The 12,631-nt window shown below is 55.2% G+C and carries 11 protein-coding genes; 9 read left to right on the plus strand and 2 right to left on the minus strand.

Annotation, left to right across the window (positions count from 1 at the left end; all coding sequences use genetic code 11):
* The first annotated feature begins 7 nt into the window (after positions 1–7).
* Entirely contained in the window at positions 8–553 is a 546-nt protein-coding gene (locus BLU89_RS16965; RefSeq protein WP_074738230.1) for an RNA 2'-phosphotransferase, read from the plus strand.
* A 219-nt stretch (positions 554–772) separates the two neighbouring features.
* Here the strand turns inward: BLU89_RS16965 and BLU89_RS16970 are convergent, their stop codons facing one another.
* Positions 773–1,000 (minus strand): type II toxin-antitoxin system Phd/YefM family antitoxin, encoded by a 228-nt coding sequence (locus BLU89_RS16970; protein WP_074738232.1) that lies wholly within the window; start codon positions 998–1,000, stop codon positions 773–775.
* 439 nt (positions 1,001–1,439) lie between these two features.
* On the opposite strand from BLU89_RS16970, the gene BLU89_RS16975 reads away from it, so the two are divergent.
* The 3 genes from BLU89_RS16975 to BLU89_RS16985 all read left to right on the plus strand — a co-directional run bounded on the left by BLU89_RS16975 (position 1,440) and on the right by BLU89_RS16985 (position 4,578).
* The gene (locus BLU89_RS16975) at positions 1,440–2,411 is read left to right on the plus strand and encodes an ABC transporter substrate-binding protein (RefSeq protein ID WP_074738234.1); all 972 of its coding nucleotides are present in this window, start codon (positions 1,440–1,442) and stop codon (positions 2,409–2,411) included.
* Between the two features lie 67 nt (positions 2,412–2,478).
* Positions 2,479–3,507: an ABC transporter permease gene (locus BLU89_RS16980; RefSeq protein WP_074738236.1), complete on the plus strand. Its 1,029-nt coding sequence runs from the start codon at positions 2,479–2,481 to the stop codon at positions 3,505–3,507.
* Positions 3,508–3,519: 12 nt separating this feature from the next.
* Positions 3,520–4,578, plus strand: a complete 1,059-nt coding sequence (locus tag BLU89_RS16985; RefSeq protein ID WP_074738238.1) for a quaternary amine ABC transporter ATP-binding protein — start codon at positions 3,520–3,522, stop codon at positions 4,576–4,578.
* A 33-nt stretch (positions 4,579–4,611) separates the two neighbouring features.
* Here BLU89_RS16985 and BLU89_RS16990 read toward each other — a convergent pair whose 3' ends face one another.
* Positions 4,612–5,535 carry a LysR substrate-binding domain-containing protein gene (locus BLU89_RS16990; RefSeq protein ID WP_074738240.1) on the minus strand — a complete coding sequence of 308 codons (924 nt, stop codon included), beginning with the start codon at positions 5,533–5,535 and terminating at the stop codon, positions 4,612–4,614.
* A 216-nt stretch (positions 5,536–5,751) separates the two neighbouring features.
* On the opposite strand from BLU89_RS16990, the gene BLU89_RS16995 reads away from it, so the two are divergent.
* From BLU89_RS16995 to BLU89_RS17015, 5 genes are all read left to right on the plus strand, one after another.
* Positions 5,752–7,377 (plus strand): fatty acid--CoA ligase, encoded by a 1,626-nt coding sequence (locus tag BLU89_RS16995; protein WP_245709777.1) that lies wholly within the window; start codon positions 5,752–5,754, stop codon positions 7,375–7,377.
* Positions 7,374–8,060 (plus strand): dimethylsulfonioproprionate lyase family protein, encoded by a 687-nt coding sequence (locus BLU89_RS17000; RefSeq protein WP_074738242.1) that lies wholly within the window; start codon positions 7,374–7,376, stop codon positions 8,058–8,060. The genes BLU89_RS16995 and BLU89_RS17000 overlap by 4 nt, the downstream gene beginning before the upstream one ends.
* Before the next feature lie 11 nt (positions 8,061–8,071).
* Positions 8,072–10,192 carry a 3-hydroxyacyl-CoA dehydrogenase NAD-binding domain-containing protein gene (locus tag BLU89_RS17005; protein WP_074738244.1) on the plus strand — a complete coding sequence of 707 codons (2,121 nt, stop codon included), beginning with the start codon at positions 8,072–8,074 and terminating at the stop codon, positions 10,190–10,192.
* On the plus strand, positions 10,189–11,373 hold the full coding sequence (locus BLU89_RS17010) for an acetyl-CoA C-acyltransferase (RefSeq protein WP_074738246.1): 1,185 nt from the start codon (positions 10,189–10,191) through the stop codon (positions 11,371–11,373). The genes BLU89_RS17005 and BLU89_RS17010 overlap by 4 nt, the downstream gene beginning before the upstream one ends.
* Positions 11,374–11,502: 129 nt before the next feature.
* A complete protein-coding gene (locus BLU89_RS17015; protein ID WP_074738248.1) occupies positions 11,503–12,522 on the plus strand; it encodes an AraC family transcriptional regulator in 1,020 nt (339 codons plus the stop codon).
* The last annotated feature ends 109 nt before the right edge of the window (positions 12,523–12,631 follow it).

Consider the following 12,631-nt stretch of genomic DNA (forward strand, 5'->3'; position numbering starts at 1 on the left):
TGTTGAGATGAGTAGAGAAAGCAAGTTCCTGAGTCTGGTGCTTCGGCACAAACCTGAAGAGATCGGTCTTCAGCTTGATAAGCACGGGTGGGTCCGTGTTGATGATTTGCTGCGGAAGCTGAAGAGAGCCAACCGCAAGCTAAGCCGCGACGAACTCACTCAGCTTGTCGAAAGCAACGATAAGAAACGCTTCACCCTGTCTGATGATGGTCAGCGCATTAGAGCAGCCCAAGGCCATTCAGTTGATGTGGATCTGGGGCTGGAGTCGCAATGCCCGCCTGATGAACTGTACCATGGCACCGCCAGCGCCAATTTGGACGCAATATTTTCCGACGGGTTGAACCCCGGACGCCGTAAGCAGGTCCACCTTTCATTGGACCCTGATACAGCCGAGCGCGTCGGCCAGCGACACGGAAAACCAGTTGTATTACGTGTCGAGGCGCAACGCATGTATGAGGACGGTTTTGAGTTCTTTCGTGCCGACAACGGTGTCTGGCTCACAGACAAAGTGCCCGCGACCTATCTGGGGTTCGGTATGATCGCTGAACGGTAACAGAGCACATGATTACTGGAAAACTGGTCGGACTGGTTGCATTCGAGTGGAGCTGAAGATGCCGGCTTTCACTTTGTGTCGTTGAAGCAGATCCTCCGAGACCAGCGACTTTCAATTAGTTGCAGGCAGGTGGTTCCCTGAAAAAATCGATAGACTTTTTCTCATCTCCATGTGCGTTCTAATTTGATCGCCGTTTGGTCAGCCGACTTTACGCTGGCCTCACCGATCTTCCCACGCCTTCAACTCATCCGAAGATAACGGTTCAAGAAAATCTGGCGTGGCTCCAACCTTTCCCTCCAACACGCCGAGCTTGAAATCATATTGTGGAATTGCAACCAGCCTCACAGCAGGCTTTGTTCCTATTGTTATCACAACGTCCTCTCCGGCTAGCGCTGCGTCGATGAGTTCCGGCAACTGGTTCTTCGCCTTTTGTATTGTGAATAGCATGGCAACTCCCCTTATTCGCTAACTTTGCCAATCTTGTAGGCAGTTTCAACCACACTCAGTTTTGTCCTTGTTTCTCAGATATCCAACATCGGTTCATCCCGAACCAGCCATTGGTTATCCGCGTAGCGAATTTTGACTCAGAGCACAGAACGGACGTCCCCGGGTTTGATCACTCCTACTGCCGACTCCTGAGAAGAGGCAATAATACACACGCATAAGCCACCTATGGATTTACATCTAAGAAGCTTACGTTGGAACGGAGGTCACTAAATTCGAGCCTGGCTTCAACTCTCCACCTGTAAACAATTGTACATGATCCAAAATTCTTTTCAGTTTTTTGCTATTAGGCCTGTCGGTACAAGTCATCACTACAAACAAGGCGAATTTTGGCTTGGAGCGTTTCTCTGCCCCTGTTTCGCCGATGACAAGGAGGAAAGAAATGTTCAAGATTTCAGCCGGTCTCGGGTGCGTATTTGCTGCGGCAATCACCGCTTCGGCGGCCCAGGCAAACGAATGCGGTGAAGTATCACTGATGCAGGCCGATTGGGGGTCAGCGCAAATTGTGACCGCGGTCTCGAAGTTTCTGATGGAGCAAGGCTATGGTTGCGAAGTGACCACGGTTCCGCTCTCGGGCAACCCTGCGCTGGCATCCGTATCCGAGACCGGAGAGCCCGATATTCTGACTGAACTCTGGACAAACGGCGCGCCGGCTTACCAAGGGCTGGTTGACTCAGGTGCGATCATTCCGGTGACCGAAGTTCTGTCAGATGGCGGTGTCGAAGGGTTCTTTGTTCCGAACTACCTTGTGGAGGCGCATCCGGAACTGGCAACAATCGAAGGCATCGCAGCCAACCCCGAACTCGTCGGAAATCGCTTTCACAACTGCCCCGAGGGATGGACCTGTCTGAATGTCAGTACCAACCTGCTGAAGGCAGGTGGGTTGATTGATGCAGGCATTGATAACTTTATACATGGATCAGGCGAAACCCTTGCGGCTTCGATCGCGGCCGCCTACGAAAACAAAGAGCCGTGGTTCGGCTTCTATTGGGCACCGACATCGGTATTGGGCAAATACCCGATGACCCTGGTCGAAATGGGCCCCCATGACCCTGAAAAGCATGCCTGCAACATCACGGCGGAATGCGAGACGCCAGCAATGAGCGCCTTCCCCCGCAGCGAAGTGGTTACAGTTCTTTCCAAGGAATTCATGGCCGAAAACGCAGAAATCTCTGAACTGATGACAAATCTGTCCTTCACCAACGCACAGATGGGCGAAACGCTGGCATGGGTCGAGGACAACAATGCCTCCTACGATGAAGGTGCTGTGCACTTTCTGACGACCTACAAGGATGTCTGGGGGGCGTGGCTTAACGATGCTGCGCGCGACAAACTTTCCGCATTGCTGCAGTAAACTGCACGAACAGGGGCATCCTCAGTGATGCCCCTAACGCACTGAAGAAGATCGGAAAGTGGGATAAATGGCCTTCTATGACAAGTTATTCAGCGCATTGGGTTTGAGCGAATGGTGTGGCACGCCAGACGATAAAGCGCCTCTTTCGCTGGCGGACCTTGCGGCGCAAGCAGGAGGAGAAGAGGCCTCTGGGCCGCTCATTCCAATTCCCTCGTTTGATAATCTGCACGAAAGCTGCAACCGCATATGGCAGTCGCGCGATGTAACCAACGGGATCGAAGAAGGGTTTCTGGCAGCCAAACCGGTCCTGAAAACCGTTCTGGACCCGATCACACAGCCATTGAGCTGGATATTGGATGGCGCACTTTGGCTGTTTGAAGCGACGCCATGGTTCATCATGGTCCCGCTTCTGGTGGCGATTTCCTGGTACGCGTCGCGTTCGCGCCCTGTGACGATCTTCGTCGCCGTCTCGATTATGCTGCTGGCCGTCGTAGACCACTACGATGTGGCGATGCAGACTCTGTCGATCATCTTTGTATGTACGACGATATCGGTGCTGTTCGGTGTACCCATTGGCATTGCCATGTCGAAATCTGACCGATTGCAAAAAAGCGTGGTTCCGTTACTCGACCTGCTGCAGACCCTGCCGACCTTCGTGTACCTGATCCCTCTGATTTTCTTGTTCTCGGTCACGGAATCCAAACTCTACGGGATTGCAATCATCCTTTACGCGATTGTCCCTGTGATCCGCCTGACCGATCTGGGCATCCGGCTTGTCGACAGGGACGTGATTGAGGCGGCCAATGCCTTTGGCATGACAGATCGCCAGAAACTGTTGCGGGTGCAACTCCCTTTGGCGTTGCCCAATATCATGGCCGGAATAAACCAGACCATCATGATGAGCCTTGCCATGGTCGTGATCGCCTCCCTGGTGTCGGCACCCGGTCTGGGCGTGAACGTGTTGCGCGGTATCCGGAACCTTGAACTGGGTGTGGGCATCGTCGCTGGCATCGGCATCGTGCTGCTCGCAGTGATCCTTGATCGCGTGTCCAAAGCAGCTCTCACACGGGTCGATAAAACCCAAGTCAAACACTAAGGAGCCTGTTCGATGACACAACCAATGGTCAGCCTGTCCGGGCTCTATAAAATCTTTGGCACCCGCGACAAGGACGTGTTGCAGCATGTCAAAGGAGGCATGGGCAAGGAAGAATTGTTGGCACGGCACGGGCACGTATTGGGTCTCAACAACATCAACGTCGATATGCAGGCGGGCGAAATCACAGTTGTCATGGGCCTGTCAGGCTCGGGCAAATCCACGCTGATCCGCCACCTGAACCGATTGATCGAACCCACTGCGGGCGAGATCATCGTGCAGGGTGAGGATGTGATGCAACTGTCCGAGGACGGGTTGCGCCATGCTCGACAGGAAAAGATGTCGATGGTGTTCCAGAAGTTCGCGTTATTGCCGCACAAGACCGTGCTGAAGAACGCAGGCATGCCGCTCTCGGTGCGCGGCGAGGACGAGGCGACTTGCGACCGTGAAGCCGCCAAGTGGCTGGATCGCGTGGGTCTGAGCGGGTTCGAGAACCATTATCCAGCGCAATTGTCCGGTGGGATGCAACAGCGTGTGGGCATTGCCCGGGCGCTGACCGCGAACACACCGATCATGCTGATGGACGAGGCTTTCTCGGCTCTTGACCCACTGATCCGAACCGACATGCAGGACCTGCTGCTCGAGCTGCAAAAAGAGCTGCACAAGACCATCATCTTCATCACTCACGATCTAGATGAGGCGTTGAAGCTGGCCGATCACCTTGTGATCCTTAAAGACGGCTTTGTCGTGCAGCAGGGCGAGCCGCAGCATATTCTGTTGAACCCCAACGATCCTTACATCGAAGACTTCGTGAGCGACATCAACCGAGCACGGGTTCTGCGGGTCCGCTCGATCATGACCCCGCTGGACGGTGGCCAAGTGCCAGAAGATGCCCATGGCGAAGTGGACGTGAACGACACGCTCGAAAGCATGATCGCGCGGTCCGGCGGGGATACGTCACACGCCTATGTCGTCAAGGATGGGGAGAAGACAGTCGGCTCACTGGATATGACTGAACTGGTTCGCGCACTCGTCCCTCGCGTCGCATCCGAAGCAGGCGCACGTCAGTCCTGACGCGCGCTGACGACAAAGCTGGAATTCATCAGATCAGGCCCGAAATAGCCGCATGGTTGGGTCGGCTTCGATCTGTTCGAACAGCCAGTCAACAAACGTATCGAGCTTTGGGTTGGGTGCACGTTCTTTTTGCGTCGCCAGATACCAGCTGCCTGGCTCGGGCACCGAAATATCAAACGGTTTGACCAGGCGCTCCCTTTCAAGGTCACGCGTGCAAAACGGTGCTCTTGCGACGCTGATACCGTGATTTTTTAGAACAGCTTCACGGACCAGCGGGTAATTGTCGAAAACAGAGCCAAATTTCATCGTTTCGCGATCTAAGCCCGCCGCATCCAACCAGCAGTCCCAGTCATCCGGCTCATTCCATGTGTTTGGGACACTCAGCAACAGGAAATTTCTTAGCTCTTCCAGCGGCATTCCACCGCTTGCGGCTTTCAAGGCCTCCGGAGCACATACCGGGTAGATATCCGTTTCGAACAAGGGGCTATAGTCAAACCGTTTGTCAAATGGTGGCGCGTTGAACACGCCCACATCGAACCGGTGCATGTCATAATCACCGTCTTCAAAGGTAGAGACGATGCGCACGCGTGTGTCCGGATTATCCTGAAGAAAGTCTGCCAATCTGGGCTGTAACCACATTGTATTGAAACTTGCGTAGGACTGAACGAGCAACACGTCCGGTTCCTCAGGTGTCTGGATGCGCCGAGTGGCTTTGATGATTCCCTGAATGTGTTCGCGTATTGGCGGGTAATATTGCTCGCCAGCCGGTGTTAGCTCGACCGAACGGCTTGTGCGTTCCAGTAGTTTAACACCGATTGTTGTTTCTAATGCTTTGACCTGGTGGCTGACTGCCGCATGCGTCACACAAATCTCGTCAGCGGCCTTTCGGAAACTCTTGTGACGCGCCACCGCCTCAAAAGCGCGCAGTGAAACCAGCGTGGGCATGTGAGTGGTCATTGCTGCATCTCCTCGATGAAATCAATTCTGCTTACCCTCAAGCAGAGTTATCCGACGACGGGCGCGAATATAGCAGGGTATTGATACTCTTTTTCATAACCTGTCAGGGGGTAGCACGCAATTCGCGGTGCGATGTGATCGGTTAGAATTTCTTGATGAAAGGAAATTTCTTTCAATTCTTCAACTGGGTGAGAAATGCCAGATTAGCAGATAGAGATGTTATGGGATTCCACCTTCATGCCACCACTTTCACCTTCGCCAAATGCATATGGCTATCCGTTGCTGATTAAACACTTGCTGGCCGGATCCCAGCTCGCGTCAGCCAGCCAAGAGATCGTCAGCGGCACCGAAATGCGACTGAGCTACGCGGACTTGGGCAAACGCGTGCGCCAACTTGCCAATTCTTTAAAGGCGAGCGGGATACATGAGGGCATGCGCGTCGGTGTCATGGATTGGGATACGCACCGTTATCTTGAGTGTTTTTTCGCGATCCCGATGATGGGCGCGTCCCTTTTCACGATCAACGTGCGTCTGTCTCCTGCTCAGGTTCTTTATACGATCAACCATGGGCAACCGGATCTGATCATCGTGCACCGCGATTTCATGCCGCTCATTGAGGGTATCAAATCGGGCTTTGATCGGGACATCATCATCGTGCCGATTGGAGACGGAGAAGGGTATGAAGAGTGGATAGGCGAGGCCCCAGGCTGCTTTGACTTCCCGGACTTCGATGAAAACCAAACGGCAACCCTGTTTTATACGACCGGGACCACCGGCAATCCCAAGGGGGTGAGCTATTCACACCGGCAGTTGGTCCTTCACACATTGGGCTTGATCGCAGGTTTCGGCGCATGGCCCGGGAATGCCGGATTTCATCGCGGCGACGTCTACATGCCGCTGACGCCCTTGTTTCACGTCCACGGCTGGGGATTTCCATATGCCGCAACGATGCTGGGGCTGCGTCAGGTCTATCCCGGTCGATATGACCCTGACACAATCTTGCGATTGATTGCAGACGAAAACGTCACCTTTTCACACTGCGTGCCCACGGTTCTGTCAATGGTGCTCGACCATCCGGGCTGCCCACAAATTGACCTGGACAGATGGAAAGTGATCATTGGCGGGGCCGCTTTGCCGCGAGGCCTGCAGGACCGCGCCGCGGCGGCAGGCATATCCTTGCATGCGGCCTATGGGATGTCCGAAACCTGTCCGTTTCTGACGGTGGCCGATTTGTCCAGCAATGACCCCGAGATGCAGGCGCAAACCGGCTTTCCCGGCCCTCTTGTCGACCTTCGTGTTGTGACACCGGATATGCAGGACGTCCCACATGACGGCGAAACAACCGGCGAAGTTGTTGCTCGGGCTCCCTGGTTGACACAAGGCTATCTGGATAATGCGCAAGCCTCGGATGAGCTTTGGGACGGTGGGTATCTGCATACCGGGGATGTTGGGTATATCCGCGAGAATGGATCGTTGCAGATTACTGACCGCCTCAAGGATGTGATTAAGACCGGCGGCGAATGGATATCCTCACTGGCCCTGGAAAACATAGCATCGTTTTGCAGCGGCGTTGAGGACGTCGCAGCAATCGGGCTGCCGCACGCGAAATGGGGCGAAAGGCCAGTGTTGGTCGCTCAAGCCGCAAAGGATGCCGACCCGGATATTGTGCGCTTGAGAGTCATGGAAGAAATCCAGTCGCGGGTTGACGCAGGCGAGATCTCAAAATGGGCAGTTCCAGACGAGATAATCTTTGTCGCCCGCCTACCTAAAACCAGCGTCGGCAAGCTCGACAAGAAACTCGTGCGGAAAGATATTTCAACGCGCTCGGACTTTAAATCATGACAGACAAACAACGCCGTATTCAGGCGCTTATTCAATCCATTGTCACCTATCTGCAGGCTCACAGAGCTGCCACGCGCGGCGTTGATCTGACGTTGGACAAGCTGGCAGCCATGGACCTGAAGGGTGAGAGGCTCATTGATTTACCTCCCCAAGGAACCCGGCACGATGAGGTTCTGAAGAACGCCATCGCCGGGATTGTCGCCCCCGAATTGCAAGAAATCGCACGTTGTCTGAAAGCTGCCAAAGAGGATCTGGCCTGGCGCGAAGACAACGCCCAATTCTATCCACCTGATGCCGATTTGGGCGAAGGATATGCAAAGTGTAACCTGCATACTTTGCTGATTGGGCCGGACGCATGTGGGCATCATCATCCCGATTTCAGCCTTGGCATTTTCATGTTGGGTCCACGGACGCTGTATCGGGACCACAACCACGATGCGCCAGAGCTTTATCTGAACCTGTCCGAGAAATCTGGTTGGCGGTTTGGCACTCGCGATTGGCAGGATTATCCGGCTGGATCACTTATATGGAACGCAGCTGGCGAGCCCCATGCCACCCGGGTCTATGACCAGCCGTTCATCTCGGTCTTTGTCTGGCTCGAGAACGTGAATTCACCCTGCAATGTAATCCACTTCGACGATTGGGCAGAGATCGAACAAGATCTTGCCAAACAGTCCAATTGAGGTTTCCAAACATGATTTCCATTAAACACACCGAGGGTGTCGCTTTCATTGAGCTGAATGCCCCGCCAGTGAACGCTCTTGGCCTGAAGATGCGGCAGGCGCTTTCCTCGGCCATCCACGAGTTGGACGCCGATGAACAGGTCAAAGCTATCGTTCTATGCTCGGCTCTGCCGCTCTTTTGCGGCGGCGCTGACATCGCTGAGTTTCGTACAGGGGCAGTCTGGGACAAGCCGGACCTGCCAGACCTGTGTGTAACGATTGAAACCAGCAAGAAACCTATTATCGCCGCGATAGCAGGTCCCGCTATGGGTGGCGCGCTGGAGATTGCGCTTGCCTGTGATTACCGTGTCGCCACGCCGGATGCGGTGATGGGCCTACCTGAGATCAAACTGGGGCTGCTGCCTGGTGCCGGCGGCACCCAGCGACTACCCCGGATTGCCGGGCTGGAAGCGGCAACGCAAATGATCCTCTCGGGTGATCCCGTGAAAGGCGAATATGCCCTGTCTTGCGGGCTGGTCGACGCACTGTTTGAAAACAACCAGGATTTTCGCGCGCATGTTTTGGGTTTTGCCACCCGTGTCAGCCATGAGGGCGATCCAAAACGCAGTTGTGCGGATATGACCGTCACACACCCTGATCCGAAGGGATATCTGACGGGTTTCCGAGACCAGATAGCGCACACGTCCAAAAACCTTGTCGCCCCTGAACGATGTTTGGTGTCCATCGAGACCGCGTGCGAAATGCCGCTGGCCGAGGGGTTGGCACAAGAGAAGGCGGGTTTCGCTGAACTGCTCGACACACCTCAATCGCGCGCGGGGCGGCATCTGTTCTTTGCAGAGCGTGAATGCACCAAGGTTCCCGGCGTTACCCGTGCTGACCAACCACGTAGCATTTCATCGGTCGCCGTGATCGGTGCCGGAACAATGGGGCGCGGCATTGCCATCGCCTTTCTGCAGGCGGGGTATCCGGTCACGCTTCTGGAAACCACACAAACTGCGCTGGAACAGGGGCTGGATCAGGTCAGGGAGCATTTCCAACGCGCGGCCCAAAAAGGGCGGCTTAGTGCCAATCGGGCAGAGGCAATCGCCGCCAACGCCACTGGGACGCTTAGCTATGCAGACCTTGCGAAGGCCGACCTGATCATTGAAGCGGCGTTTGAAAGCATGAATGTCAAACGCCAGATTTTCGAAGCGTTGGGCCAGCACGCTAAACCCGGCGCGATACTGGCCTCAAACACATCGACGTTGGATCTTGATGAAATAGCTGCGGTCACGTCCCGTCCGGAGGATGTGATTGGTCTCCATTTCTTCAGCCCGGCGAACGTCATGCGCTTGCTAGAGGTGGTGCGGGGCGCCAAGACCGCTCCCGATGTCATTGCAACGGCAATCATGGTCGCAAAGAAGATCCGAAAGCTCCCTGTCACGGTTGGCGTGTGCTACGGCTTTGTTGGAAACCGGATGCTGGAACCATACTTCCGCGAAGGATCCCGTCTGCTTCTAGAGGGGGCGACACCGAAACAGGTGGATAACGTCCTTGAAGGCTTCGGCATGGCCATGGGCATTCATGCGATGGCAGATCTGGCCGGAGTCGATGTGGGCGCACGCGTGCGTCAGGAACGGCGTAGTGAAATCGCGCATGACCCGACATACCAGGCTGTGCAGGACAGGTTGTTTGAACTAGGCCGACTGGGTCAGAAAACCGGGCGAGGAAGCTATGTCTACGAGGGGCGGACACGGGTCGAAGACCCTGAGATTGTTCAAATCAGTGCCCATTTGGCGGACTTGCATGGCGTGAAGCGCAGGGAAATCGACGATCAGGAAATCCTTGAACGTTGTCTGTTCCCCCTGATCAACGAGGGCTTCTTGATCCTTGAAGAGGGCATTGCAACGCGCCCGGGTGATTGCGACCTGATCTGGGCCAATGGCTATGGCTTTCCGAACTGGCGCGGCGGCCCAATGCACTATGCCGACGAGATTGGATTAAGCCAGATTCTGGGGCGCATGAACCACTATCGGCAGTCGCTTGGCGCCTATGGCGAGATGTGGTTCACGCCTGCGCCTTTGTTGGAAGAACTCGCAACCTCGGGCGTGACACTTACCGCGTATTTTGATGCCAAAAAGGAAAAATCATGAGAGAAGCCGTTGTCGTCTCAACCGCCCGAACCCCGATTGGGGTTGCCTTCAAGGGTGCGCTGAACAACATTAAATCCCCTACCATGATGGGGCACGCCATTCAGCACGCTGTTGAACGTGCAGGCGTGGACCCCGGTACGATCGAAGATGTCGTGATCGGATCGGTCCTTACGGCGGGGACAGCAGGCATGAATGTCGCTCGTTTGTCGGCGCTGGCGGCGGGCCTTCCCAATACGGTGGCAGGACAGACGATCGACAGGCAATGTTCCTCCGGGTTGATGGCCATTGCGACGGCTGCAAAGCAGGTCATTGTGGATGGTCAGAATGTCGCCGTGGCAGGCGGGCAGGAAAATATTTCCACCCTGCAGAATGCCTATCTGAAATGGGCGGGCGATGAGAAAGATCCAAACGTTATCGCCCAATCTGAACATGCTTATATGCCGATGCTGATGACGGCGGAAAATGTGGCGCAGGCATATGGGATCAGTCGTGACGCCCAGGATGAATATGCTGCACTTTCCCAAGGTCGGACGGCCCGGGCTCAGGCTGCTGGCGCCTTTGATGACGAGATTGTCCCGATCACTGCGATAAAGCGGGTCAAGAATCGCGAAACCGGAGAGGAAGCCCTGGAAGAAGTGACCTTGTCAAAAGACGAAGGCAACAGGCCGGGTACGACGGCCGAAACACTTGGCCAGCTGAACCCGGTTGTCGAAGGAGGCGTGATCACTGCCGGAAACGCAAGCCAGCTTTCTGACGGTGCCTCGGCTTGTGTGCTCATGGAAGGCAAAATGGCTGAGCAGCGGGGCCTCACACCGCTAGGTATTTATCGCGGCATGGCTGTTGCAGGAAACGAACCGGAAGAGATGGGTGTCGGCCCGATCTATGCCATTCCAAAGCTGCTGAAGAATGCAGGTCTTCGCATCGAAGACATCGGCCTTTGGGAGCTTAACGAAGCCTTTGCCTGCCAGGTTCTGTATTGCCGCGACCATCTTGGGATCGATCCCGAAATCTACAACGTGAACGGCGGTGCGATATCGATTGGCCACCCCTATGGTATGACAGGCGCGAGACAAGTCGGGCACGCTCTGCTTGAGGGGAGGCGTCGTGGTGTAAAATACGTGGTTACGTCCATGTGTGTTGGCGGAGGCATGGGGGCCGCAGCGTTGTTCGAAGTCACCTGAACCCACTGAAATGAGTTCAAGCAGAGCGTTATGTGGTTGAGACATTGACATTCTGTCATCTGCGAAGGTCGACATCTGCATGTGCCGCATTTCATGTCACCCGGAATTGGTGATACCTCCTGACGTGTTATGACCAATGTTACGCCAACGATCCTTTCCACGGTTTCCAGCCAGTTTGTCGATGACTGGCTGGCGGCGCTGCGTGCCCTGTGCCCAGAGGCGCAGATGGCGGCGCTGCTTAGCCGGTCCGGTCTGAACGCGGATACGCGCTCGCCGAATGGTCGCGTCACGCTGGATCAGATCGTTTGCCTCTATCAACTTGCCGCAGTTGAGACCGGTGATGAGATGATGGGGCTTTGGAGCAGACCCGTCCGGCCAAGGGCTCTACAACACCTTCTGACGACTGTCAGAGAGGCCACGTCTCTGTCATCGGCTCTTTACCGGTTTTCGACCTTCTGGAACTTGCTGTTGGATGATTATCAGTTTGTTCTGGATGACGCTGAAGGCGCGTTGGTGCTTACCCTGAAACCACAAGGCGAAGTGCCGCTTCAGCGGTTTGGACATATGCTGATCCTCAAACTTGCCCACGGGCTCATGTCTTGGCTGGCAGGGCATGAGGTTCCGGTTAAGGCCGTTGATTTCGCGTTTGATCGCCCGGACTTTGATCAGGATTACGCGATTATCTTTCCTGCACCACTGCGGTTTGGCCAACCCGCCACCGCCATCGCGTTTGATCCGAATGTAATGGGCCCTGTGCAGACACGAAGCACAGCTGATCTTGACCGGTTTTTGCAAAACGCGCCGCGAGACTGGATTTTTACCTCTTCCCGCGAACACACCCAATCGCTGCGGGTGCGCACGTATCTGGGTCAGACAGGTTGGGATTCGGCGACCTTGACACAGACAGCATCCGCAATGCACATGACCCCGCGCACCCTGATCCGCAGGCTACACTCGGATGGCACGTCGTTTCAGGCCATAAAGGATGCCCTGCGGCGCGACATCGCAATCCGCGACCTGCAGGCGGGGCGCAAAAGCGTTGAGGCCATCGCACTTGATGTCGGATTTTCCTCGGCAGCCAATTTTCACCGGGCCTTTCAACGCTGGACCGGCAGCACCCCCAGTTCGTATCGCAGGACGAATATCTGAGACGCGCTTTTTGTCACTTTTGGACAATACCCTGTCACCACGCGAGATAGAGTGAAGAAGTTTCTCCTGCTAAATATTGCGCAATACATGGCGTTCTCACCTGGTTCTC

The sequence above is a fragment of the Ruegeria halocynthiae genome (assembly GCF_900106805.1).
In the GTDB taxonomy this organism is placed as follows: domain Bacteria; phylum Pseudomonadota; class Alphaproteobacteria; order Rhodobacterales; family Rhodobacteraceae; genus Ruegeria; species Ruegeria halocynthiae.